Annotated in this window: 19 protein-coding genes; 6 read left to right on the top strand and 13 right to left on the bottom strand. The window is 69.8% G+C overall.

Annotated elements, in window-relative coordinates; genetic code table 11:
- The first annotated feature begins 88 nt into the window (after positions 1-88).
- Positions 89-1,204 (top strand): serine/threonine protein kinase, encoded by a 1,116-nt coding sequence (locus tag I3V78_RS22670; RefSeq protein ID WP_204490539.1) that lies wholly within the window; start codon positions 89-91, stop codon positions 1,202-1,204.
- A gap of 8 nt (positions 1,205-1,212) precedes the next feature.
- Here I3V78_RS22670 and I3V78_RS22665 read toward each other — a convergent pair whose 3' ends face one another.
- Entirely contained in the window at positions 1,213-1,644 is a 432-nt protein-coding gene (locus I3V78_RS22665) for a hypothetical protein (RefSeq protein WP_338023714.1), read from the bottom strand.
- Positions 1,645-2,046: 402 nt separating this feature from the next.
- Between I3V78_RS22665 and I3V78_RS22660 the strand changes: the two genes are divergently transcribed.
- Positions 2,047-4,125, top strand: a complete 2,079-nt coding sequence (locus I3V78_RS22660) for a S46 family peptidase (protein ID WP_204490537.1) — start codon at positions 2,047-2,049, stop codon at positions 4,123-4,125.
- 64 nt (positions 4,126-4,189) lie between these two features.
- Here I3V78_RS22660 and guaA read toward each other — a convergent pair whose 3' ends face one another.
- On the bottom strand, positions 4,190-5,743 hold the full coding sequence (guaA, locus tag I3V78_RS22655) for a glutamine-hydrolyzing GMP synthase (RefSeq protein ID WP_338023713.1): 1,554 nt from the start codon (positions 5,741-5,743) through the stop codon (positions 4,190-4,192).
- Between the two features lie 99 nt (positions 5,744-5,842).
- On the opposite strand from guaA, the gene I3V78_RS22650 reads away from it, so the two are divergent.
- Positions 5,843-6,466 (top strand): hypothetical protein, encoded by a 624-nt coding sequence (locus I3V78_RS22650; RefSeq protein ID WP_204490535.1) that lies wholly within the window; start codon positions 5,843-5,845, stop codon positions 6,464-6,466.
- A 33-nt stretch (positions 6,467-6,499) separates the two neighbouring features.
- Here I3V78_RS22650 and guaB read toward each other — a convergent pair whose 3' ends face one another.
- Positions 6,500-7,957, bottom strand: a complete 1,458-nt coding sequence (guaB, locus tag I3V78_RS22645; RefSeq protein ID WP_204490534.1) for an IMP dehydrogenase — start codon at positions 7,955-7,957, stop codon at positions 6,500-6,502.
- 154 nt (positions 7,958-8,111) lie between these two features.
- Here guaB and I3V78_RS22640 point away from each other — a divergent pair, with 154 nt between their 5' ends.
- A complete protein-coding gene (locus tag I3V78_RS22640; RefSeq protein ID WP_239576534.1) occupies positions 8,112-10,463 on the top strand; it encodes a TIGR02266 family protein in 2,352 nt (783 codons plus the stop codon).
- A gap of 26 nt (positions 10,464-10,489) precedes the next feature.
- Here I3V78_RS22640 and I3V78_RS22635 read toward each other — a convergent pair whose 3' ends face one another.
- The 9 genes from I3V78_RS22635 to I3V78_RS22595 all read right to left on the bottom strand — a co-directional run bounded on the left by I3V78_RS22635 (position 10,490) and on the right by I3V78_RS22595 (position 19,296).
- Entirely contained in the window at positions 10,490-11,245 is a 756-nt protein-coding gene (locus I3V78_RS22635) for a VTT domain-containing protein (protein ID WP_204490533.1), read from the bottom strand.
- Between the two features lie 337 nt (positions 11,246-11,582).
- Complete coding sequence (locus tag I3V78_RS22630) at positions 11,583-12,038, bottom strand: cyclic nucleotide-binding domain-containing protein (RefSeq protein ID WP_204490532.1); 456 nt, start codon at positions 12,036-12,038, stop codon at positions 11,583-11,585.
- Between the two features lie 35 nt (positions 12,039-12,073).
- A complete protein-coding gene (miaB, locus tag I3V78_RS22625) occupies positions 12,074-13,456 on the bottom strand; it encodes a tRNA (N6-isopentenyl adenosine(37)-C2)-methylthiotransferase MiaB (RefSeq protein WP_204490531.1) in 1,383 nt (460 codons plus the stop codon).
- A 98-nt stretch (positions 13,457-13,554) separates the two neighbouring features.
- Positions 13,555-14,058, bottom strand: coding sequence for a hypothetical protein (locus I3V78_RS22620; RefSeq protein WP_204490530.1), 504 nt, complete (start codon positions 14,056-14,058; stop codon positions 13,555-13,557).
- Positions 14,059-14,076: 18 nt separating this feature from the next.
- Positions 14,077-15,474 carry a VWA domain-containing protein gene (locus tag I3V78_RS22615; RefSeq protein WP_204490529.1) on the bottom strand — a complete coding sequence of 466 codons (1,398 nt, stop codon included), beginning with the start codon at positions 15,472-15,474 and terminating at the stop codon, positions 14,077-14,079.
- A 71-nt stretch (positions 15,475-15,545) separates the two neighbouring features.
- The gene (locus I3V78_RS22610) at positions 15,546-16,325 is read right to left on the bottom strand and encodes a globin domain-containing protein (protein ID WP_204490528.1); all 780 of its coding nucleotides are present in this window, start codon (positions 16,323-16,325) and stop codon (positions 15,546-15,548) included.
- A gap of 29 nt (positions 16,326-16,354) precedes the next feature.
- Positions 16,355-17,317, bottom strand: a complete 963-nt coding sequence (locus I3V78_RS22605; protein WP_204490527.1) for a terpene synthase family protein — start codon at positions 17,315-17,317, stop codon at positions 16,355-16,357.
- A gap of 68 nt (positions 17,318-17,385) precedes the next feature.
- On the bottom strand, positions 17,386-18,603 hold the full coding sequence (locus I3V78_RS22600) for an MFS transporter (protein ID WP_204490526.1): 1,218 nt from the start codon (positions 18,601-18,603) through the stop codon (positions 17,386-17,388).
- 18 nt (positions 18,604-18,621) lie between these two features.
- Positions 18,622-19,296, bottom strand: coding sequence for an HAD family hydrolase (locus tag I3V78_RS22595; protein ID WP_204490525.1), 675 nt, complete (start codon positions 19,294-19,296; stop codon positions 18,622-18,624).
- Between the two features lie 170 nt (positions 19,297-19,466).
- On the opposite strand from I3V78_RS22595, the gene I3V78_RS22590 reads away from it, so the two are divergent.
- Positions 19,467-20,222: a DeoR/GlpR family DNA-binding transcription regulator gene (locus I3V78_RS22590; RefSeq protein ID WP_239576533.1), complete on the top strand. Its 756-nt coding sequence runs from the start codon at positions 19,467-19,469 to the stop codon at positions 20,220-20,222.
- 27 nt (positions 20,223-20,249) lie between these two features.
- Here I3V78_RS22590 and I3V78_RS22585 read toward each other — a convergent pair whose 3' ends face one another.
- The gene (locus I3V78_RS22585) at positions 20,250-22,478 is read right to left on the bottom strand and encodes a type VI secretion system Vgr family protein (protein ID WP_204490523.1); all 2,229 of its coding nucleotides are present in this window, start codon (positions 22,476-22,478) and stop codon (positions 20,250-20,252) included.
- 221 nt (positions 22,479-22,699) lie between these two features.
- On the opposite strand from I3V78_RS22585, the gene I3V78_RS22580 reads away from it, so the two are divergent.
- Complete coding sequence (locus I3V78_RS22580; RefSeq protein ID WP_239576532.1) at positions 22,700-24,913, top strand: type VI secretion system Vgr family protein; 2,214 nt, start codon at positions 22,700-22,702, stop codon at positions 24,911-24,913.
- The last annotated feature ends 22 nt before the right edge of the window (positions 24,914-24,935 follow it).

Below are 24,935 nucleotides of genomic sequence, written 5' to 3'. Positions count from 1 at the left end.
GGTGTTGACGCGGGAGGTGGGCGGGACAAGGCCTACCTCTCGTATCCCCTAGGTGCGGCGTTGGCGTGCAACACAGGAGCGTCCGAAGATGTCCATCGATAGACCCGAGTCCTCGACCCCTTCCAGACTTCTTTTTTGCGTGGATGGCACCCGGTACGAACTCGTTCGCGAGCTGGGGCGGCGAAGCACGGGGGACGTGGTGTTGGCCTGGCGCCGCCTGGCCAAGGGGCCCGCCGGGTGCGTCCTCATCAAGCAGCTGTCGCGGCCCGCCAACGCGCAGCAGCGTCTGCGGCTGGAGCAGGAGGTGCAACTGGCCTACCGGCTCGAGCATCCGGGCATCGCGCGGGTGTTTCACTGGGGAACGCGGCAGGGTCTGCCCTATGTGGTGATGGAGTATGTGGAAGGGCGCTCCCTGGACTCGGTGCTCAGCGTCGCCGCCATGCGCCAGCGGCCCCTGTCCGAGGCCTTCGTGTGTCACGTGGCGTCGGAGGTCGCCGATGCACTCCATTATGCGCATACCCGGACCGATGAGCAGGGCCAGTTCCTGGGAATCGTCCACCGGGATGTGTCGCCGGAGAACATCCGGGTGGGCGTGAATGGCGAGGTGAAGCTGGTGGACTTCGGCGTGGCGTACTCGTTGTTGCCAGGCCGCGAGGCCACCACGGCCTCGGTGCTCCGGGGGGACATCGCTTATGCCTCTCCCGAGCGGATGCGCCTGGAGCGGGTGGATCACCGCTCGGATTTGTTCTCGCTGGGGCTGGTGATGCTGGAGCTGCTCACGGGCCGGCACCTGTTCGATCTGGAAGACGTGGAGCAGGCGGCGAGCGCCCAGGGCGAGGGCCTCGTGCCACCCGAGCTGCAGTGTGAGGAGCCCAGCTGGGTGCCGGTCGCGCAGATGGCGGCGCGCATCGCACGAGTGGGTCCAGAGGACGTCGCGCGGGCCACCCAAGGGATCTCCGAGCCCTTGCGGAGCGTGCTGCACCGGCTGCTCCAGCGCGAGCCCTCGGGGCGCTACCAGACCGGACTGGAGCTGAGGGATGTGCTTCGGAGCATGCTCCTGGTGCAGGGCAAGCCCTATGGACGTCCCGAGGCCGCGCGCGAGGTGCTGATCGCGGTGAAGGAAGCGGAGCTGCTGCGCGAATCCGCGGACGTCCTCGAGCCGGGCGTGTTCCCGGAGCCCGCGATCGGCCGGCTCGAGCACTGAGCCCGTGCTCAGCGACGGCGGGACTTGGCGGCCTTCGCGGGCGGCGGGGGTTTTTCCTTTTCGCCCGCGACCTGGAAGGCCAGGCGGACGTCCGCGAGCTCCTGGCCCCGGGCGTCCGTCATCGAGGTGCCGGTCTGGGCATCGACGACCAGGACGTACCGGTGGCCGCTCTTGAGGGCGGTGGGCAGGACGATCCGGTAGACGAGGCCCGAGGCGGACTCCTCGGCGGCGTCGTCGGAGGCCAGGGCGCGATCGGCCTCGTCGAAGACGCGAACCCGGTAGTTGTGGAGGGGCTGGGAGCTGCGCAGTTCGAGCGTCGCGGTGGGCTCGATGAGCGGCCGTCCTTCCTCCTCGCCGACGATGGGGATGGCTTCCAGGCCCGCGTCGGGCAGGACGTACTGGAGCGTGAAGACCGCGGGAGCGGGAGCGGCGGACGCCACGCCAGAATCTAGAGCGGGGGTGCTGACGGCCACGCCCGCGTCCTCGGCGGGAGTGGAGGGCCTGGTGCAGCCGACAAGCGCGAGCGCAACCGCGCAGGCAAGGCGCAGGGAAAGAAGTCGCATCGTGGGTCGGACCCTATGTCTCCAGGACGTGGCCTCGAAGCACGAAAGTCCGGTTCCGGTGCCTGGGCGACGGTGGCCGGGGGGGCGCCGACGAGGGCTCCCGTCCCTCCCCAGGAATCATGCCGTAACGTCTGATAATATGCGTTATGTAAACTACATCCGGACGAATCCAGGGACCCCTGGGTGGTCCGCCGGAAATCAAAGTTCCCCTCCTGCGTTGGGAGGCCCGGCATGCTCCGCCCACCCGACACGGGCTTTCCCCCGACACAAAGGAACCTCATGAAGCGCCTTCTCATCATGGCCTCCCTGCTTGGCGCCGCCCCAGCGCTCGCCGACGAGGGCATGTGGACGTACAACAATTTCCCCTCCTCCAAGGTCAAGGAGAAGTACGGCTTCGCCCCCTCCCAGGAATGGCTCGACAAGGTCCGCCTGTCCTCGGCGAAGTTCGGCGGTGGCTGCTCGGCGAGCTTCGTGTCCGCCGACGGCCTGGTGATGACCAATCACCACTGTGCCCGGGGCTGCATCCAGCAGCTCTCCACCGCGAAGAAGGACTTCATCGCCAACGGCTTCTACGCGAAGACCGCCGCCGAGGAGCTGCGGTGCCCAGCGCTCGAGGTCAGCCAGCTGCTGGAGATCACCGACGTCACCGAGCAGCTCAACACCGCCACCAAGGGGCTGACCGGCAAGGCGTACGCCGATGGGCTCAAGGCCGAGATGGCCCGCCTGGAGAAGGACTGCACCACCAGCGAGCAGTTCCGGTGCGACGTCGTCACCCTGTACCAGGGCGGCAAGTACAACCTCTACAAGTACCAGCGGCACCAGGACGTGCGGCTCGTCTTCGCGCCCGAGCACGCCATCGCCTTCTTTGGCGGTGATCCGGACAACTTCGAGTTTCCCCGCTACGACCTGGACGTGACGTTCCTGCGCGCCTACGGCAAGGACGACAAGCCGGTGAAGGCCGAGCACTTCTTCAAGTGGTCCGAGCACGGCGCCAAGGAAGGCGAAGCGACGTTCATCTCCGGGCACCCGGGGCGCACGTCGCGGGGCCTGACCGTGTCCCAGCTCGAGACGCTGCGGGACGTGTCCCTGCCCAAGATGCTCTTCCGCCTGTCGGAGATCCGCGGCCAGCTCACCGAGTTCCAGAACCGCGGCGCCGAGCAGAAGCGCATCTCCACGAACAACCTCTTCGGCGTGGAGAACGCCTTCAAGGCCAACAAGGGCAAGCTCGAGCAGCTGTCCGACAAGAACTTCTTCGCCCAGAAGGTCGCCGCCGAGCAGGAACTGCGCACCAAGGTCAACGCGGATCCGAAGATGAAGGCCAAGTACGGCGCCGCCTGGGACGAGATCGCCCGCGCCCAGCAGTCCTATCGCGAGCTGCGCAAGGACTACGAGAGCCAGGAGAACGGCCTGTCCTCTCAGCTCTTCTGGACCGCGCGCGCCCTGGTGCGTCTGGCCGACGAGCAAGGCAAGCCCGACGCCGAGCGGCTCCGGGGCTACAACGACGCGAACCTGCCCCAGCTCAAGGTCCAGCTGATGAGCAAGGCGCCCATCTACCCGGAGCTGGAGACGCTCCAGCTCGCGTTCGCGTTCACCAAACTGCGCGAGGAGCTCGGCACCGAGCACCCCTTCGTCAAGAAGGTCCTCGGCAAGGAGTCGCCCCGGTCGCTGGCCACGCGGCTCGTCAAGGGCTCGAAGCTGGCGGACCTCAAGACGCGTGAGCAGCTGCTCGCCGGCGGCAAGGCGGCCATCGAGGCCTCCAAGGATCCGATGATCCAGCTGGCGGTGCTCATCGATCCGGACGCGCGCGCCATCCGCAAGCGCTACGAGGAAGAAGTCGACGCCGTGGTGCGCAAGAACAGCGAGCTCGTCGCCCAGGCGCGCTTCGATGTCTACGGCACGCAGATCTACCCGGATGCCACGGGCACGCTGCGCCTGTCGTTCGGCGCCGTGAAGGGCTACGTGCAGGATGGCAAGCAGGTGGCGCCCTTCACCGTCATGAGCGGCACGTTCGACCACGCCACCGGGGAGGAGCCGCTCGCCCTGCCCAAGAGCTGGCTCGCCGCGCAGAAGACCCTCAAGGGCACCACCCCGATGAACTTCGTCACCACCAACGACATCATCGGCGGCAACTCGGGCTCGCCCGTCATCAACCAGAACGCGGAGGTCGTCGGGCTCGTGTTCGACGGCAACATCCAGTCGCTCGGCGGTGACTACGGCTACGACGAGACCGGCAACCGCGCCGTGTCCGTGCACAGCGACGCGCTCATCGAGGCGCTGCGCTCGGTGTACAAGGCCGACCGCGTCCTGCGCGAGCTGCGTCCCGACGCGGCCTCGGGCAAGGGCGGCTCGGGTCAATAGCCCCACACGACTCCCGGGCGGGCGCCTTCGTCGCGCCCGCCCTCTTGTGCGCCCTACCCCTCGCCTACTCCCACTCGATCGTGGCCGGCGGCTTGGAGGAGACGTCGTAGACGACGCGGTTGATGCCGCGCACCTCGTTGGTGATGCGCGTGGAGATGCGCTCGAGCACCGGGTACGGCAGCCGGGCCCAGTCCGCCGTCATGCCATCCACGCTCGTCACCGCGCGCAGCACGCACGTGGACTCGTACGTGCGCTCATCGCCCATGACACCCACGCTCTGCACGGGCAGGAGCACCGCGAAGGCCTGCCACAGCTCCCGGTACAGGCCCGCGTCGCGGATCTCCTGCTGGACGATCGCGTCCGCGCGCCGCACGAGCTCCAGCCGCGGCTCGGTGATCTCGCCCAGCACGCGGATGGCCAGGCCCGGCCCCGGGAACGGCTGGCGCGAGACCATCTCGTCCGGCAGCCCGAGCTCCCGACCCAACACCCGCACCTCGTCCTTGAAGAGCTCGCGCAGGGGCTCCACGAGCTTGAGGTTCATCTTCTCCGGCAGCCCGCCCACGTTGTGGTGGCTCTTGATGGTGACGGACGGGCCCTTGTACGACACGGACTCGATCACGTCCGGGTAGAGCGTGCCCTGCGCGAGGAAGCCCGCGCCCTGCACCTGCTGGGCCGCCTCCTCGAACACGGCGATGAACTCGCGGCCAATCGCCTTGCGCTTCTGCTCGGGATCCGTCACCCCGGCGAGCTTCGCGAGGAAGCGCTCGCGGGCGTCCACCGTGCGCAGCGGCACGTGGAAGCGGTCCACGAACAGCGCCTCGACCTGGGCACGCTCGTCCTGCCGCAACAGCCCGTTGTCCACGAAGATGCACTGCAGGCGCGCGCCGATGGCCCGGTGCAGCAGCAGCGCCGCCACCGAGCTGTCCACGCCGCCCGACAGGCCGCAGATGACCCGGCCGTGCTCGCCCACCTGGCGGCGGATGGCCTCCTGGGCCTCCTCGATGAAGCCCTTCATCGTCCAGGTGCCGCTCACCGCGCAGTCGGTGAACAGGAACGCGCGCAGCATCTCCTTGCCCAGGGGCGTGTGCACCACCTCGGGATGGAACTGCAGGCCGTAAATGGGCTTGCTCGTGTGCGCCGCGGCCGCGAAGGGCGAGTTGCCGCTGCGGCCAATGGACTCGAAGCCCGGCGGCAGCGCGTCCACGCGATCACCGTGGCTCATCCACACCTTCACCCGCTCGCCGGACTTGAACGCCGCGAGCGGCCCGCGCGCCGTGAGCACCTCCACCTCCGCGGCGCCATACTCGCGATGCGCGGAGCGATCCACCCGGCCGCCCAGCAGCTTGGACAGCAGTTGGAGCCCGTAGCAGATGCCCAGCACCGGCACGCCGGCGTCGAAGACGAAGGGGTCGCACCGGGGCGAGCCCTCGGCCTCCACCGACGCGGGGCCTCCGGACAGGATGATGCCGCGCGGGGCGTAGCGGCGGATGTCCTCCGCGGGCAGGTCCGGCCGGTGGATTTCGCAATACACCCCGAGCTCGCGCACACGGCGCGCGATGAGCTGCGTGTACTGACTGCCAAAATCGAGGATGAGGATCTTCTCGGCGTGAATGTCCACCACACTCTCCAAGGGGGGCGCGCGTTGACGGATGCGGCCCTTACCGCTAGAAACTTTCGGAAATCAACCTTTAAGTCCCACTCGAAGAAGAGGTCCTGGATGCGCCTGCCCGTCGTTGCAACCGTCCTGCTGCTCGCCACCCCCGGTTGCATTAAGGAAATCTCGTCGGATGAGCGTCTGGACCGCGAAACGGAGGGCCTGGGCTCTCCGCGCAGCACGCCGGATGCCGCGGCGCTCGGCAAGGTGCACTGCGATGACACGGCCGAGGCGCTCAACCAGGCGCGCAACGTGAACCTGCCGGAGACGGACCGGGTCATCAGCTACATGGACCTCTACAAGCGCCTGCTCAAGAGCAACGCCACCTTCGAGGAGGCGATGACGCGCAACCCCGACCTCCACTACACCGAGGGCAGCCAGAAGCTCGTGGCCGCGCGCGACAACTGCATCCAGCAGGCCGCGGACGTGCGCGTGGAGTTCGAGACCTACGTGCGCGAGCTCGTGAGCGTGCCCACCGTGCAGGAGATCAAGGGCGGCAACACCGTCACGGTCGCCCGCCTGGACTTCAACACCCTGCGCCAGGCCATCGAGTCGCTCAACGCGGACGACAAGGAGCAGATGCTCACGCGCGTGGCCAACGCCGAGCGCAACGTGGCGCCCCTGACGCCCGCGGAGGACGCGGCCACCAACAGCAGCCGCGGCGGCAAGCGCGCGGGCGGCAAGTAGGCCCCCTCCCACGCGCCGTGCCCGAGCGCCCGACTACTCCACCCGGTAGTTGGGCGCTTCCTCGGTGATGATGACGTCGTGCACGTGGCTCTCCTTGAGCCCCGCCGAGGTGATGCGCACGAAGCGCGCGTTGGCGCGCAGCTCGTCGATGGTGCCGCAGCCCACGTAGCCCATGCCGCTGCGCAGCCCCCCCAGCATCTGGTGGATGTTCATGCCCAGGCTGCCCTTGTACGGCACGCGGCCCTCGATCCCCTCGGGCACGAGCTTCACCGCCTCCACGTCCGACTGGAAGTAGCGATCCTTGGCGCCCTGCTTCATGGCGCTCAAGGAGCCCATGCCCCGGTAGCTCTTGTAGCTGCGGCCCTGGTAGAGGATGACCTCGCCCGGGGCCTCCTCGGTGCCCGCGAAGAGCGAGCCGATCATCACCGTGCTCGCGCCGGCCGCGAGCGCCTTGACGATGTCGCCCGAGTACTTGATGCCGCCGTCGGAGATGATGGGCACGCCGTGCTTGTCCGCCTCGCGCGAGCACTCGTCCACGGCGGTGAGCTGGGGCACGCCCACGCCGGCCACCACGCGCGTGGTGCAGATGGAGCCGGGGCCGATGCCCACCTTCACCGCGTCCACGCCCGCCTCGATGAGCGCCCGGGTGCCCGCGGCCGTGGCCACGTTGCCCGCGATGAGCTCGAAGCCCCGGAAGTTCTTGCGCGTGTCGCGCACCGCCTCGATGACGCCCTTGGAGTGGCCGTGGGCCGTGTCGATGACGATGACGTCCACGCCCGCCTTCACCAGCGCGTCGATGCGCGCCTCGCGGTCCGCCGAGGCCCCCACGGCCGCGGCGCACAGGAGCCGGCCCAGGGCGTCCTTGGCGGCGTTGGGCCGCGTGCGGCGCTTCTCCATGTCCTTGATGGTGATGAGGCCGCGCAGCTCGAACTGCTCGTCCACGATGAGCAGCTTCTCGATGCGGTGCTCGTGCAGGAGCTTCTGCGCGTCGGGCTGGGAGATGCCCTCGCGGCCGGTGACGAGCTTGCGCGTCATCACCGCCTCCACGCGCTGGTCGAGATCCGTGACGAAGCGCACGTCGCGGCTGGTGACGATGCCCACCAGCTTGCGGCCCTTCACCACGGGGATGCCGGAGATGTTGTGCTGGTGCATCAGGGCGATGGCGCGCGCCAGCGGCACCTCGGGCTCCACGGTGATGGGATCCACCACCATGCCGCTCTCGAACTTCTTCACCTTGGTGACCTCGAGCGCCTGCTGCTCGGGGGTCATGTTCTTGTGGATGACGCCGATGCCGCCTTCCTGCGCCATGGCGATGGCGGTGCGCGCCTCGGTGACGGTGTCCATGGCCGCCGAGAGCAGCGGCATGTGCAGGCGCAGGTTCCGGGTCAGCCGGGTGCCCAGGTTGGCGTCTCGAGGAAGGAGGTCGCTCTCCGCGGGCAGCAGGAGGACATCATCGAAGGTCAGCGCGAGCGGGACGTCCGCGGTCAGCATAGGTGGGCCCCTGGGAAGGAAGCCGGTTGCATAAAGGGTGTCGCCGCGCCGCGCAACGATCCCGCCGCCTTTTCGCTCGCCGGCTTCCTGCGTCGGGCGACGAGCGGTGCTAGGCTCCCGGCCGCCCTCCTGGACCTGCCTTCAAGGAATCGCATTGAAGCCGTCATCCCCGAGCGCCCTGGGTACGCCCCTCGGCCTGGTCGTCAAGCTCCCCTTCGCCACCCCCGAGGAGTTCCTGGAGAAGTACGGTGCCCACCTCACCCGGGGTGGAATCTACCTGCGCTCCAAGACCGTGAAGCCTCCGGGCACGGCGGTGCGCCTGGACATCATGCTGGCCGACGGCCGCCGCGCCATCCACGCGCTGGCCATCATCCAGTTCGTCACCGGGCAGGCGGGCCAAGGACTGCCCGGCATGGGCTTCCGCTTCCTCACGGTGGACGAGGACACGCAGCGGCTGCTCGACACCGCCGTGACCGTGCTGCCCCACGCCGACTCGCTCCTGCCTCCCCTGCCCGCGGGCGTGGGCCCGGCGGACGCCACGCTCCCCGCGGAGGCATCCGCGCCAGGTGGCCCGCTCCAGGCGCCCACGGTCTCGCCCACGCTCGCGAGCGAACCCGGCAGTCCGCAGATCCTCATCCCCGCGCACACGCCCCTGCCCGGCACCATTCCCACCGTGAAGTCCGCCGCCGAGCGCGCTTCCGCGTCCCCGCCTCCGCCGCCGTCCCCCCCACGTCGGCCCGAGCCTCCCGCCGAGCCGCCCCCGTCCCTCCAGGCCGCGGCGGGCGCGCCCCCCGTGCCGCAGGCCCCCACTTTCGAGGCCCCCACCGAGGAGCCCAAGCGCACGGGGCCGGTGATCGGCATCGACCTGGGGACGACCAACTCGTGCGCCGCCTTCGTGCGCAACAACAAGCCGGGCGTGCTGCCCAGCCGCGAGGGCCACAACACCGTGCCCTCCATCCTCGCGCTCAACACGCGAGGCCGACTCGTGGTGGGCCACCCCGCCAAGGGGCAGATGCTCACCAACCCCCGGCAGACGGTGTACGGCGCGAAGCGGCTCGTGGGCCGCCTCTTCGACTCCCCCATCGTGCAGCAGATCCGCGACCGCTTCGCCTACGAGATCGCCCCCGGTGAGCAGGGCGAGGCGGCGGTGCGGCTCGGCGATCGCGTCTACTCCCTGCAGCAGATCTCCGCGCTCATCCTGCGCGAGGTGCGCGAGGTGGCGCAGAACCAGCTCGGCCAGTCCGTGTCGCGCGCGGTCATCACCGTGCCCGCCTACTACAACGACAACCAGCGTCAGGCGGTGCGCGAGGCCGGTCGGCTCGCGGGTCTGCACGTGGAGCGCATCCTCAACGAGCCCACCGCCGCGGCGCTCGCCTACGGCTTTGGCCGCAAGCTGCGGCAGCGCGTGCTCGTCTACGATCTGGGTGGCGGCACCTTCGACGCCTCGGTGCTCGAGCTCCAGGACAACCTCTACGAGGTGGTGTCCACCGGCGGCGACACGTTCCTCGGCGGCATCGACTTCGACCACGCCATCGTCGAGTACCTGCTGCGCCAGTTCCACGAGCGCACGGGCCTCACCTTCCAGGGAGACCGGGTGGCGCTGCAGCGGGTGCAGGACGCGGCCGAGCGCGCCAAGTGCGCCCTGTCCGAGCGCGCCGAGGTGCGCGTGCACGTGGCCTTCCTGATGATGGTGGAGGGCAAGCCGGTGGACCTGGACGTGAGCCTGTCGCGCGATCAGCTCGTGGCGCTCACCGGCCAGCTCGTGGACCGCACCCTCCAGGTGTGCGCCGAGGTGATGGACGCCAAGGCGCTCACCCCCCAGGACATCGACGAGATCATCCTCGTGGGCGGCCAGAGCCGCTCACCGCTCGTGCACGAGAAGATCTCCGCCTTCTTCGGCAAGTCGCCCACCAAGAACGTGCACCCGGACGAGGCCGTGGCGCTCGGCGCGGCGCTGCTGGCGCACAGCCTGGGCCAGGCCGAGGCCGCCGTGACGCTCGTGGACGTGCTGCCCATGGCCATTGGCGTGAGCCTGCCCGGCGGGCGCTTCAAGGCCGTGCTGGAGCGCAACGTGTCCCTGCCGGCCACCAAACGCTACGAGCTGGCCACCAGCCGGGACGATCAGCCGGAGCTCGAGCTCATCATCCTCCAGGGGGACTCGGAGCGCGCCTTGGAGAACGAGTACCTGGGCACCCTCAAGGTCTCGGGGCTGCCCGCGGGGCCCCGGGGCTCGGTGCGCGTGGGCATCACCTTCGCGGTGAACAACGAGGGCATCCTCCAGGTGCTCGCGCGCGAGGAGTCCCTGGGCATCGAGGTGATGAGCCAGTTCAGCACCCGGGACACGCCCACGGAGCTCAAGGCCAAGCGCGACGGGGGGGCCAAGGAACCCGTCCCCGCGACCCGGCGCACCGTGGCCCACGTGCCCCTGCCCCTCCTGGAGCAGGCCCGGAGCGTGCCCGCCGGTGGACTCGTGGGGTGGCTCAAGCGCCTGCTCGGCAAGGCCTGAGCGCCGCGCCTTCCCCCGTGAGCGCCCTACTCCCGGGCGCGCAGCCCGTCGGTGCCCGAGGCCTTCTCGGCCAGCTCGAACACCGGGGCCGGCGTGGCGGAGACCTCGGTGGCCACGCCGCTGAGCAGGTGGGTGGGCAGCGACGTCACGCCCGTCTTGAGGGCCGCCTCGCGCTGGGAGGCCGCGCGCTTGCGCCACAGGAAGACGGCGAGGCCCACCACGGCCAGCGCGCCGAACACCACGATCTGCCCTTCCTTCATCTTCCCGATGGCGTAGTCCAGCTTGTCGCCGAAGTAGAAGCCGAGCCACACGAAGAACGGCGCGGACAGGAGCGCCGCCAAGCCGTCCCAGAAGATGAAGCGCGCGTAAGACATGCCCGCCGAGCCCGCGGTGAAGTACGTCACCGCGCGCACCCCGGGCAGGAAGCGGGCGATCATCACGATCTTCTGCCCGTGCAGGCCGAACAGGGCCTCCACCTTCGCGCGCTTCTCCGGGGTGACGATCTTCGCGAAGAAGCCCGTGGGCGAGCGGCCCACCTGCGCGCCCAGCCGCCGACCCGCCAGGAAGATGAGGCTGTCGCCCACCAGGATGCCGCCGAAGCCGATGGCCATCATCAACGACAGATCCGCGGCGCCCTTGTGGGCGAGGAACCCACCCAGGATGAGCGAGATGTCCTCGGGCAGCGGCACGCCGAGCCCACACGCCACCAGGATGCCGAACACGGCGGCATAGGCGAAGACTCCGTGGGTGTCGCCGAGCAGGGAAGTCAGGAATTCTTGCACGCGCGTCTCGTCTCTTTCGCTTCCGTTGGAGGTCCGACGGGATGTCCCGCGCCGGAACCACCCAGCGCCCCCGCATCAACCGGGCCCGCGCCACTAAAACTCCGGGCTTCGCCCCGGCACGCCCAGGATTCCCTCGCAGAGCCCCCTGCTCTGGGTACGAGCGTCCAGGCTCGCTCGCCACCTTTCCGCCCTCCGCCCCGTCTCCCGCCACGCCTCTCGCGTGGGAGGAAGTCAGGGGATGCGCCCCATTGTCCTACGTCCGGGCCCTACTTCCGGGTCCTACTTCCGGGTCCTCCCCCGAGAAGGTAGCACGGGGCGCAAGGGGGACGGGGTGGGCTCACGTCTTGCCCACGAGCGACTTCATGGCCTCGCGGTTGTCGCGGACCTTCTGGCTGAAGTGCAGGACGATGCCCATGAGCAGCTTCACGCAGGCCTGGGGCTTCTGGGCGGTGAGCCGCTGGAAGTCCGCGTGGCGCAGCTCCACCGCGGACACGTCCGTGAGGGCGGTGGCGGTGCACTGCCGCTCGCCCTTCTGGAGCAGGGCCAGCTCGCCCAGGGGTTCTCCCGGGCCCACCTCGCCCAGGGATGTCTCCTCCCCCGAGGTGCTCCGGGCGCTCAGGCGCACCGAGCCGTCGTGGATGATGAGCAGGGACTCGCCCGGACGGCCCTCGGTGAAGAGCACGGAGCCCTTGGGAAACGCCCGGGACACCCCGATGGCGGCGAAGATCTGCAGGCCGACGTCGGAGAAGTCCTTGAAGAGCGGGCACGCCTTGAGTGCGGCAACGACCTCCATGGGGTGTGGGTCCTAGCACACACCCCGGGGAGACGTCACGCGACCACGCACGATTCGGCGGGCTGGGGCACTTCGGCGGGGGGCGCCACGGTGGGCGGGCTGAGCACGGCGAGCTGCGTGCCGGTGAGCTGGTTGGGCGTGGCGCTCTCCACCTTCACCTTCACGAAGGCGCCGGCCGGGGCATCGCCCTCGAAGTTGACGGTGCGGTTTTCCGCTGTGCGGCCAAAGCGCTTGAGGGGGTTGTAGCGCGAGGGGCCCTCCACCAGCACCTCCACCTCCTGCCCCACCTGCGCCTGGGTGATCTCCCCGCTGATGCGCCGCTGCAGCTTCTGCAGCCGCTCGAGCCGCTCGATCTTCACCTCGTGGGGCACCGGGCCCCAGTCGTTCTCGCGCAGCGCCGCGCCCGTCTTGGGCCGGGGGCTGTAGATGAAGGAGAACTGGTTGTCGTAGCGCACCTCCTCGGTGAGCGCGAGCGTGAGGGCGAAGTCCTCCTCCGTCTCGCCGGGGAAGCCCACGATGATGTCCGTGGTCATCGCGATGCCGGGCCGCGCCGCGCGCAGCTTCTCCAGGCGCACCTTGTAGTCGGCCACGGTGTAGTCGCGCCGCATGCGCTTGAGCACCGGGTTGGAGCCGCTCTGCACCGGCAGGTGGAAGTGCGGGCAGATCTTCGGCTGCACCCGGAAGGCCTCGATGAGCTCGTCGGACAGGTCGTGCGGGTGGCTCGTGGTGAAGCGCACGCGCTCGATGCCCGGCACCTCCGCGCAGCGCAGGAGCAGCTGCGCGAAGCTCACCCCGCCCAGGTACGAGTTCACGTTCTGTCCGACCAGCGTCACCTCGCGCACGCCCACCTGGGCGAGGCTCGCCACCTCGGTGAGGACTTCCGGGAAGGGCCGGCTCACCTCGCGGCCGCGCGTGTGCGGCACCACGCAGAAGGAGCACACGTTGTCACAGCCCTTCATCACCGTGACGAACTCGGTCACCTTGCCGCGGCTCGTCTCCGGGTCCGCCCGCGGGAAGACGTACTCCTCGGAGTCCACCCACGCCGTCTCCACCACGCGCTCGCGCTCGCCCTTCACCCGCTGGATGATGTCCGGCAGCTTGGCGATGGAGTCCGGCCCGAAGACGAAGTCCAGGTAGGGCACCTTCTTGAGCAGCTTGTCCTTCTCCTGCTGCGCCACGCACCCGCCCACGCCCAGCAGCGTGCCGCGCGTGAGCTTCACCTGCCGGTAGCGCCCCAGCGCCGAGAGCATCTTGTCCTCGGCCTTCTCGCGGATGGAGCAGGTGTTGAGGATGATGAGGTCCGCCTCTTCCGCCACCGGCGTGGGCCGGTACTCGAGCGTGCCCAACACCTCGCTCATGCGCATCGAGTCGTTGACGTTCATCTGGCAGCCGAAGGTGTGGATGAAGTAGCGCTTCATGGGTCTTTCCGTAAGAAGAACAAGCCCTTATCCGATGGGGCCCGGCGGAATGCAACACCTCGGGGGGTCGAAGCCGCCTCCCACCCCGCCTCCCGGCCTCAGGTCCGGGTGAGGGTGCGCTGCATCCGGGTGTGCAGGGCGACGAGCCGGTCCTCGTGGGCCCCGAGCAGGTCCACCGACGCCTGGCCGTAGCGCCGGGCCAGGGGCTCCAGGTCCTCGATGCGCCGTAGCTCCCCCTGGATCTTCCCCGCCCGCTCCCGGGAGGCCTCGTCCGTCCGGTCCGCCAGGGAGGCCAGTCGCTCGCGCAGCGTGCGGGCCGTCCAGCGCTGGCCGGCATAGGCGCGCAGCATCGCCGTGCCCAGCTCCACCACCTTCACCGCCAGCCCCGAGGCCGCGAGGCCCTTGTCATGGGCCTCCACCAGCGCCGCCGCCTCCCCTCCCGCCGCCTCCACATGGGCGAGAAAGGCCTCCTGGTAGCGCAGGAGGCCCTGGAGCTCCGCCTCGGTGAGCGGGTGGGCGGCCAGCCTCAGCGTCCGGGAGTCGGCCGTGTCCATCTGGGCCGAGTGCGAGGCGTCGAGGTCGTCGAACATGGAACGGGACATGGGCTTTTCCTTGCTCTCTCAAGCGGGGACGAGCTGCTCCGCGATGCGGGACAGATCGGCCACGGAGTTGACCACCACGGCGTGGTGGCACTGCTTCGCGTAGGTCAACATCTCGCTGTCGCCAAAGCCCCAGTTGGCGCGCTCCTCGGGGCACACCCACAGCAGGCGCTTGCACTTCTGCCGCAAGTCCTTGAGCGCCCAGGCGTTGGCCGCGTTGTAGTTGTTGCGCCCATCCCCGATGATCATCACCGTGGTGCGGCGGGTGATGGCACCCAGCTGGTTCTTGGTGAAGGAGGACAGCGCCCGGCCGTAGTTGGAGTTGGCCGTGAGCGACACGGCGCCCCCCAGGGTGGCCAGGTCGATGGCGCGGTCCACGTCCTGCTCCTTGAAGTGCTGCGTCACCTCGCCCACGTCGGACACGAAGACGAACGAGCGCACGCGCACGAAGAGCGACTGCAGCGTGTAGGTGAACAGCAACATCATCCGCGAGGCGTTGCGCACCGAGTCCGAGATGTCGCAGAGGACCACGACCTCGGGGCGCTCGGGGCGGCGGGCGCGGAACTGGGGCACCATGGGCACCCCACCCCACGGCAGGTTGCGGCGCAGCGTGCGGCGCACGTTCAGCGTGCCCTTGCGCCGCGAGCGCTGCTTGCGGATGAGCCGCGCCTTGAGCTTCTCGGCCAGGGTGCGCACCGAGGCCTGCATCTGATCCAGCTCGGCCTGGCTCAACTGGTGCAGCGGCTTGTCCGCCACCCCGCCCGAGGGCTTGCGGATGCGCGCGTCCGCCTGGCGCCGCACCTCGCGCCGCGCCGCCTCCTCCACCTTGCGCAGCGCCTCGGCCACGTGGCGCGAGACGATCTCCACGCCCTCCACCGCGAGGCCCCGCTTGCGCAATTCCTCCTCGAAGCCCTTGAGCTCCGAGCGCGCGCGCTCCATTCCCGCCGCCATCATCAGCCGCCGCGAGAAGAAGCCCTGCTGCAGGCTCGTGCCCATGCGCGCCAGGTCCAGCTGCAGCGTGGCCGCGCGGAAGATCTGCGCCAGCCGCGCCCGGTCTCCCAGCAGCGCCGCCTGCGCCAGCGGAGACATCTCCGGGAAGAGCAGGTTCATCTGGTACAGGAGCATCGTCAGGTTGTCGCCCTCGATGAGCCCCTGGTCCTGGATGCTCTGGGCGAGCGACTTGTCGATCCCCTCGAACGTCTTGGCCGCCCCGGAGAAGAAGAAGTCGAAGGCGCGCTGGAACAGCTCCACGTCCTGCTCGCGCTTGATGAGCGTGGTGCGCAGGACGGCGCGGAACACGGTCCGATCCTGAAGCCCGACCTCGGCGGTGGCCCGCGCCGCGTCCACCACCTCGGACGTGCTCACCCGCACGCCGTTCTGGCGGAGGACCTCGGCGAACTCGACGATGCGTGCGTCCATGGGGACTCGGGACGTAGCGGGAAGCCCCGGGAAGTGCACGTCCTTTCGGCGCGCGCGCCTTCCCGTCGCGGCTACCGGGACGACGTCACGCCCGCGGGCGCGGAGGCGAGGAGGACGTCACCCGCCCGCACGTGCTGGTGCAGGAAGTCGAGCGCCTCGTCCGCCTGCTCGGCCCGCTTGAGCTGGAGCCGGTAGACGCCCGCTTCCCCCACGGGCACCAGGGGCACGTGCCGCAGGTGGGTCCGCGCGTCCCCCGGCGGGCTCACCTTCACGGTGAGGTACTGGCCGGGCGTGAAGGCCGCGAGGGGCTGGCCATCCTCGGGCCGCAGCTCGAACACCGTGGCACGGGGGTCCTCCGTGCGCCATGTGTTGGCCACCACGAAGCGCCGGAACCCCGGCCAGCCGCCCGCCTGGGCGTGGGCCTTCGCATACAGGTCACGCTCCACCGCGATGAAGACGGACGCGATCTCCTGGTAGGCCTCGGCCCAGGCGCCGAGGATCTCCGGAGTGGCGGCCTCGCCTAGCACCTCGCGGATGGCCGCGAGCAGGTGCTCGCCCACGAGGGGGTAGTGCTCCGCCTGGACGCCCAGGCCGCGGTGCTTGTGCGCGATGCTCACCACCGCGGGGAGGATGGCCTCCAGCCGCGCGATGTTCTGCGCCGCCGCGTAGACGGCGTTGGCCAGGGCGGCCTGCTGCTTGCCCTCGCGCTGGCGCGCCTGGTTGAAGACGTCGCGCAGCTCGGGGTGGCTCTCGAACAGGCGCTGGTAGAAGCGGGTGGTGATGGCCTCGCCGTGCACCTTCAGGACCGGCACGGTGGATTGGATGATCTCGATGGTTCGGGGCGCGAGCATGGGCCTAGCATAGCGCCCCTCCGTCCCCGTCAAGGACTGGCGATGGGCGCTTCCCAGCTCTGGTAGCGGCTGGATTCGAGCAGCCACCCCAGATGGGCCGAGGGCACCTGGCACAAGGTCGCCGTCAGCCGCAGCAATCCGGGGGTGTCCAGCGCCAGCCGGCGCGCCTCCCGCCGCAGCGCCTGTTCGGCCGTGGCGAGATCCTTCCACCGCTCCTGGATGCGCCCGCGCACCCGCGCCACGGCGGTGGGCGTGTCGCACCCCAGGGCATGTTGGAAGACGAAGACATAGTTGGTCGTCTCCCCGTCCGCCGCGTCGCGCGCCACCGAGACGATGTCATTGCACCAGGCCATGAGATCGTTGATCGGCTCGCACAGGGCCAGCCAGGCGGGGAGCAGGGCCGGCGCGATCTCCAGGGCGTAGACGGGCTCGCTGAGGTCGAACGCGAAGATGGAGTTGGTGTGGCGGCGCAGCCGGGGATACTCGTCGAGCGTGGGCACCCGGCCCGAGCGCCGCAGCCGGGTCTGCTCGATGAAGGCGTCGCGCTGCAGGCGCACGTGCCCGATGAACCGCTCACGCCAGGCCCGGGACATGGGCGTCGCGGTGCGCGACCAGAGCTCGGCCAGGGCGCGCTCCACGGCGGGCGCGTCGGCGTCGGTCCCCTGCCCTTCCAGGATGCCCTCCAGCCGCGCGTAGGCCCGGTGCACCGCGCCGGAGTCCAGGCCGGGTCCGGCCTCGTCCTGGAGGTCGTCGATCACGATGATCCAGGTGAGCCACTGCGCGAACAGCACGACCCGCTCCACCGGTGCGTGCCAGGCGATCCGGGCGGCCGCCTGGGCGATGCGGGCGCGCCGCAGACGCTCCTCGCCGCGTGCGTCCCCCACCAGCCCCAGGCGCCGGGCCCAACGGAGGTTCTCCGCCTCGATCACCTCGACCTCGGGATGGATGAGGGGAGACGCGGGAATGCCAAAGGGCTCGAGGGGGGTGGCCATGGGTCCGACTCACGGTAGGAACCGGCGCCCACCCCCTCAAGCAGCCCTCCCAGCCCGGGCGCTGTACGTCAGGCGGCACCGCGCGGCCGTCGGCGCTCCAGGGCCATGGACACCCCGAACAACGCCAGCCCCGCCACCGCCATGGCCGCGCCCACCCAGCCGGTGGCGTTCCAGCCCAGGCCCGCCGCGATGACGAGTCCCCCGAGCCAGGCCCCCAGGGCGTTGGCGAGGTTGAAGGCCGAGTGGTTGAGCGACGCGGCCAGGGTCTGCGCGTCGGCGGCCACGTCCATGAGCCGCGTCTGGAGCCCCGGCACGAGCGCGAAGCCCATGCCGATCGCGAACGCGGACAGGGACGCGAGCCAGGGGTTGTGCGCGGTGAGCCAGAAGGCGCCGAGCGTGACGACGTTCCAGAGTAGCGCCGCGACGATCGTCCGGGGCAGGGAGCGGTCCGCGAACGCGGCGCCCACCAGGTTGCCCACCACCATGCCCAGGCCCACGCCCGCGAGCACCAGGGGCACGAGCGCCAGGCGCATGCCCGCGAGCTCCGTCAGGGTCGGGGTGATGTAGCTGTAGACGGCGAACAGCCCGCCAAAGCCCACCGAGCCCACGCCCAGCGTCAGCCACACCTGCACGCGCCGCAGCGCCCCGAGCTCGCGCAAGGGACTCGCCCCCTCGAGGGCCCGGGTGCGCGGGATGTGCAGGAGCGTGAGCAGCCAGGCGCACGCGGAGAGCCCGCCGATGAGCAGGTAGGCCGTGCGCCAGCTCGCGACCTGCCCGAGTCCCGTGGCCAGGGGCGAGCCCACCACGCACGCGATCGTCAGACCGAGCATGAGCCGTCCCACCGCGCGGGCCCGGGCCTCGGGGCCGGCGAAGTCCGCCACCACCAGCGCCGCCACGCCGAAGAAGGTGCCGTGGGGCAGCCCCGACAGGAAGCGCAGCAGCCACAGGCTCTCGTAGGACGGTGCGAGCGCGCTCGCGAGGTTGCCGAGCGTCAGGGCCGCCAGCAGGCCCAGCAACACCCGGTGACGCGGGAGCCGGGCGCACACCACCGCGAGCACGGGCGCGCCCACCATCACCCCGAGCGCGTAGGCACTGATGAGATGGCCCGCCTGGGGCACGGAGACGTGCACCTCCCGGGCGACGTCCGGCAACAGGCCCATGATGGAGAACTCGCTCGTGCCGATGGCGAAGCCCCCGAGCGCCAGGGCGAACTCGGTCCAACGGGCCTGGGCCCGGGACACGGGCGCGGCCAGCGTGCCGAGCGAGGTGAGCGGAGCGGAATGCATGACGGTGTCCTTCGGAAGTCAGGGGGTGAGGTCGGGGGGCAGCGCGCGGAAGTCCTCCGCGATCCACCGCGGCGCCTCGTGCAGGAGCACGTCCCGGGGAAACGAGGTGGTCAGCGCCACGCAGCTCGCGCCAGCGGCCCGGGCGGCGCGCAGACCGGACAGGGCATCCTCGAACACGAGGCACGCGCTCGGGGCGACGCCCAGCGCCGCCGCCGCCTTGAGGTACACCTCGGGGTGGGGCTTGCCCTGGGTGACGTTCGCCGCGGTGATGCGCACCGGGAACGCCTCGCTCAGGCCCAGGCGCGATAGGGCGCTCTCGGCGTGCGCGGGTGTGGCGCTCGTGCCCAGGGCCCAGGGCACCCCGGCGGCCTTCAGGGCCAGGAGGAACTCCTCCACCCCGGGAACCGCGGACACGGGCTCGGTCTCCAGGGCCTGGACGACCAGCGTCTCCAACTCCCGCAGCATCGCGGCGACCTCGTCCGCGCCCAGGGCCGTGCCGAACCAGTCGCGCAGGGTCTCCCGGGCCGGGCGCCCGTTGCTGGCGAGCAACTGGGCCGGGGTCGGCACGAAGCCGCGCGTGAGCCCGAACCGCTCCCACACCCGGTAGTGCATGGCCGTGGTGTCGATGATGACGCCATCCAGGTCGAACAGGACGGCGGAGAACGGATAGGGTGTGGCGCGCCGGAGCTGCATGAAGGTGCACCTTTCCGCACGGAAGCTGCACGTTCGTGCCGAATCGGGTAATATTAGGGAGGTAACATGCCCGTTTCGGCGGTTTCAAGTCGAAGGCATGGGAAGGCATGCGGAATCGGGCACATGCGTGCACGTTTTCGCCGGTTTCTGTCGGAAAGGCGGTTGGCCGGATGCTCACCCTGGAGCGGCGCAGGAGGATCCTCGAGACCCTGGCGAATGACCAGCGCGTGGTGGCGAGCGCCCTGGCCGCCGAGTTCGGCGTGTCGGAGGACACGGTGCGCAGGGACTTGCGGGAGCTCGCCGAGGAGGGCTTGCTGCGGCGGGTCTACGGCGGAGCGGTTCCCCGGACGCCCGTGTCCCCCACGTACGCCGGGCGCCGGGGTGAGTCGGTGGCGGCCAAGAGCGCCATCGCGGCCACGGCGGCGGGCTTCTTCCGCGCGGGACAGGTGGTGTTCATCGACGCGGGCACCACGGCCCTGGCGGTGGCCACACACATTCCCAAGGAGCTGGCGCTGACGGTGGTCACCCACAGCCTGCCGGTGGCCTCGGCGCTGGCGGAGCATCCGACGGTGGAGGTGATCCTCCTGGGCGGGCGGGTGCTCAAGGCGGCGCTGGCCACGGTGGGCGCCGAGACGGTGGAGGGCTACCGGCGGGTGCGCGCGGACCTGTGCGTGCTGGGCACGGCGAGCGTGCACCCGGACCTGGGCCTGGGGGTGTTTGTCCACGAGGACGCCGAGGTCAAACGCGTCATGGTGGGGGCGGCCTCGGAGGTGATGGTCGTCGCGGCGGGCGAGAAGCTGGGCACCACGGCGCCCTTCCTCGTGGGGCCGCTGTCGATCGTGGATCGCCTGGTGACGGATGGCGCCGCGCCGGAGGAGATGACGCGCTCGCTCGCCAAGGCGGGCGTGGAGATCGTCCGGGGCTGAGGCGAGCCTCGGGCGCGGTCCGACGCTTCATTTCAAGAGCTTGATCTTGGCGCCCTTGAATTGGACGGTCGAGCCGTCGATCGTGAGCGTCTTGGGCGTGAACTTCACCTTGCCCGACTTCTCGATGCGCAGGATGGGTTTGCCATCGACCACGAGGGAGAACGTCTCGGCCTTGAACGCGAACGTCTTGGCGAGGCAGGCGGCCTCCTGCTTCACGCTCAGCTCGGACTTCTTCGAGACCTTCTCCTCCAAGTCCTTGCCGATCACCCGCGACAGGTCTCCCTTCACCCGGGATTGGAAGTTGAGCTTCACCTGGGCGTCCGAGTCCTCGGCGATCGTCTCCTGCCGACTGCCCCCGACACGCTCGAGGCGGACGGCGCCGACCCGCACGTGCTTGTCCTCCGCGACGTCCTCGCTGAGCGCCAGGCCCACGTTGATGGCGTAGCCCGCGCCCACGGTGAGGGCCTTGGCGGAGCCCACCGTCTCCGCGGAGGTCAGCGCCACCGTCGTCGTGACGTTCCGCTGCACGCGGATGGACTGGAGCACATCCACCGTCTCGTCATGACTGCCCAGGGTGGAGGTGGTCCGGTGGCCGCGCACCCGCAGGCCCTGGTTTCCCTCGATGAGGGAGGCGTCGTCGAGCGAGACGGCGAGGCGTTGGTTTCCCTCTACGAGTTGCTGGCGATCCTTCTTCACCCGGAGGGCCTCGTGGCCACGAACCTCCTGGTCCTTGTCGTTCTCGGTGAGCAGGGCCTCGTCCTTCTGGGCGTGGGTGAAGATCTCCTCCTGGCCGGCGGCGTCCTCGATGCGCAGCTCGTTGAAGCCGGCGCCACCGGGGCTGGACGCGCTCTTGAGGGTGGAGGTCGTCTTCTCGTCCGGGAGCGTGTAGGGCGTGGGATTGGCGCCGTTGTAGACGGTCCCGGCCACGAGCGGCCTGTCCGGATTGCCTTCCAGGAAGCGCACCAGCACCTCCTGCCCCACCCGGGGCAGATAGACCGCCCCCCAGGCGAGCCCACCCCAGGCCTGGCCCACCCGCACCCAGCACGAGGCCCTGTCGTCGCGTTGGCCGTCCCGATCCCAATGGAACTGCACCTTGATGCGGCCGTGACCGTCGGTATGGATTTCCTGCCCCGCGGGCCCCACCACGGTGGCCGTCTGGAGACCCGCCAACGTCGGCACGTCCGTCGTTCGCCGGGGACGGAAGGGGACGCTCTGGGGCATGCACTTGAAGCGGCACGTGTAGAGCCCCCCCGTCGTCTCGGGAGTGCCGGGGGTCTCGGGCAGCCAGCCTGAATGGATGACCTCCACCGCCGTGTACTCGCCGGCGTGGTGCCCCGCGTCCTCCACCTGGAAGCGAAAGCCAGGGGTGAGGCTCGGCGCCACGCCCTCGCCCTCCAGCGTGCGCGTGGCCTGGACGGCCTCCTCCAGGCGCACCTTCGCCACGGCCTTGCCCACCGCGGGCGTCACGTACGCGGCCGGGTAGTCGTACACCTCCAACGCGCCCCGCTCCTCCGGTCCCTTCGCCTTGCCCGACACATCCAGCGCGGGCCGCTCGAAGTCGTAGTCCTTGAGATGCACCGTCCCGGGCCGCAGCCGGAGGATCCGCTCGAGCGCATGGAGGGACTCGCCGTCCTCCACACGGCCCTCCTGGTCGCGCACGGGCAGCGCGGACACCTGGGGCAAGTGCGCGTGCACGTCAGGCGAGTCCCCGACCACCAGGACATGGCCTCGCGCCGTATGCTCGAAGAAGTAGAAGAGTCCCTCCCACTCCATCAGGCGACTGAGGAAGGCGAAGTCCGTCTCGCGGTACTGCGTGCAGTACTCCCGCGCCTCGTACTTGCCCGTCAACAGCAGCCGCGCGTCCAGCTGGGCCTCCGCCAGCACTGCCTGGAGGATGTCGGGGACGGTCTTGCCCTGGAAGATGCGGCTGCGCTGGATGCGCGTGAGCCGCCAGAGTCGCGGGACCACCCACGCCCGGTAGCACCAGTGGCCCTCGCGCCGACCCAGCACCTCCACCCGGCAGGCCATTCCATGCACCTGTCGTGGAGGGCCTCCGAGGGTCCGCAGGGTCAGCACGGCCTCGGTGCCGAGGAGCGTCTCCGCGTCCAGGGGGTCCACACCCGTGGGATGGAAGTCCACCTGGAACTCGTACAGGCGGCTCAGTCCCTCCGCTCCCGCGAAGCGACTGACGGCGAGCGACTCCGCGTCGTACGCGCCGATCTGGAACGTGAAGGCGGTCCTTGTTTGCTGCGCCATGCGCCCCCTCGCCTCGCGAGAACACCCTCGCGCACGAGCCTAACGCGAGCCGCCCGCGCGCATGACAGGCGGAATTGAAAAAACGTCGACACACCAACAGGCCGCCCTGTTGCGTGGAGGTGACAGGACATGCTTTCTCCACCCAGGCGCATGAACTGAAGGGGGACTTCGTGATCGCGACTGCCGCGCTCCGGGCCAATCAGGCTGAGTTCGAGTTTCAGATGGGACCGCATGCGGCGGGAGAGCTCGCGGTCGTGAGCTTCGAGGCGCACGAGACCCTCTCCCAGCCCTATTCCCTCGAGGTGACCCTGGCGGCGTCATCCACCGTGGAGGTGCAGGAGCAGAGCTTGCTGGGCCAGAGCGCGCTGTTGACGGTGCACCTCGGCGATGGAACGGCGCGCTTCTTCCATGGGCTCGTGGCGCGCATCACCCGCTGGGATGCGGGAGCGTCTCCGGAGAAGCAGCGTCACCGCGTCCTGGTGGTCCCCCGCTTGTGGACGCTCCGGCATACCCGCCGCAGCCGCATCTTCCAGGAGCTGTCCGTTCCAGACATCGTGCACGAGGTCCTCGGCGAGGCGCGGGTGGAGCATCGGCTCGCGCTCACCGGCGCCTACCGCCCCCGGAACTACTGTGTGCAGTACCGCGAGTCGGATCTGGAGTTCGTGCACCGGCTGCTCGAGGAAGCGGGCATCTTCTATTACTTCGAGCATGCCGAGGGCGCGCACGTGATGGTGCTCAACGACGCGTCCCAGACCGTGCCCTCCCTGCCAGGAGAGGCCCGCGTCGTCTTTCGCGAGGACAGCAAGATGGTGGCGAGTCGCGAGTCGGTGCATGCGTTCGCCTCGCGGGTGCAGGTGCAGCCCGGCGCGGTGGTGCTGCGAGACTTCAACTTCGTGCGGCCCGGCCAGTTGTTGACCGCGAACACCACGGACGACGCGGGAGAGGCGGCGCTCGAGATCTACGACTACCCCGCCCGCTACGAGGAGCCCGGCGCGGGCAAGGCCCTGGCCAAGGTCCGCCTGGAGGAGCTCCGCGCGCAGGTGGAGCAGCTGGAGGGGGCCAGCAACTGCCGGCGTCTGAGCCCGGGCCACGGCTTCGAGCTGGACGAGCACCCGGTGGGCACGTTCAACCGCGGCTACCTGCTGCGCTCCGTCAAGCACGTGGGCCGCCAGCCCGAGGTCCTCACCCTCTTGCAAGCACGGCCCGACGGGAAGGAAGGCTACCTCAACGAGTTCACCTGCCTGCCGGCCCAGGTGCCCTACCGCCCGCCGCGCGAGACCCGGCGGCCCGTCATCGCGGGAGCCCAGACGGCCCTGGTCGTGGGGCCGCCCGGGCAAGAGATCCACACCGATGAGTACGGTCGGATCAAGGTCCAGTTCCACTGGGACCGAGAGGGCCAGCGGGACGACAAGAGCTCGTGCTGGATCCGGGTGAGTCAAGCCTGGGCGGGGCCGGGTTGGGGCGCGCTCTACCTGCCGCGCATCGGGCACGAGGTCGTGGTGGAGTTCCTCGAGGGAGATCCCGACCGGCCCATCGTCACCGGGAGCGTCTACAACGGCCAGAATCCGCCGCCCCTCGATCTGCCCGGGGACAAGACCCAGAGCACGCTGCGCTCCAGCTCGAGCCCGGGTGGCAATGGCTCCAACGAGCTGCGCTTCGAGGACGCGGCGGGCCAGGAGCAGATCTACCTGCACGCCCAGAAGGACTTCCAGATCGTCGTGGAGAACGACAAGACGCAGGAAGTCCGTGGCCACGAGACGCTGCGGGTGAAGAAGGATCGCCGCCGCACGATCGAGGGCTCCCAGACCCTCGAGGTGAAGCAGAACGACGACTCGCTCATTGGCGGCAACCAGAGCCTGGAGGTGAGGCAGGATCGCTCGACGGTGGTGGAGGGCAACCACTCCGAGACCATCGTGGGGGACCAAGCCATCCAGGTCGGTGGCGGCCAGAGTGTGGCGGTGGCCCTGGCCTCGGTGGAGACGGTGGGCCTGGGCAAGATGCTCAGCATCGGGGGGGGCTACGCCGTCTCGGTGGGAGGTGCCCTCAACCAGTTGGTGGGGGGCCTCAAGTCCGAGCAGGTCGGAGGCGCCAAGGTGGAGGTGGTGGGCGCGAAGAAGTCCGAGAAGGTGATGGGCTCACGGACCCTCCAGGTGGGCGGAGACATGTCCGAGCAGATCGACCAGTCGCGCACGCTCACGGTGGGCAAGGATCTGCGGCTGAGCGTGGGCGGCAAGCTCAACCACGCCGTCAAGGAGTCCTACACGATCTCCGCCAAGGAACTCTCGCTGGTGGCCCAGGAGCAGTTCACCCTCAAGGTCGGCTCCGCCACCTTTCAGGTGAAGAAGAACGGGGACGTGGTCATCAAGGGAGCGAAGATCGAGGTTACCGCCAGCGGGGACGTGATCATCAAGGGAGGGAAGATCTCGGAGAATTAGATTCGCAGCAACAACTTGTAGG

Source organism: Archangium primigenium (assembly GCF_016904885.1).
Classification (GTDB): domain Bacteria; phylum Myxococcota; class Myxococcia; order Myxococcales; family Myxococcaceae; genus Cystobacter; species Cystobacter primigenius.
Note: the sequence above shows the minus strand (reverse complement) of the source record. Positions and strands in the feature narration are given on the sequence as shown.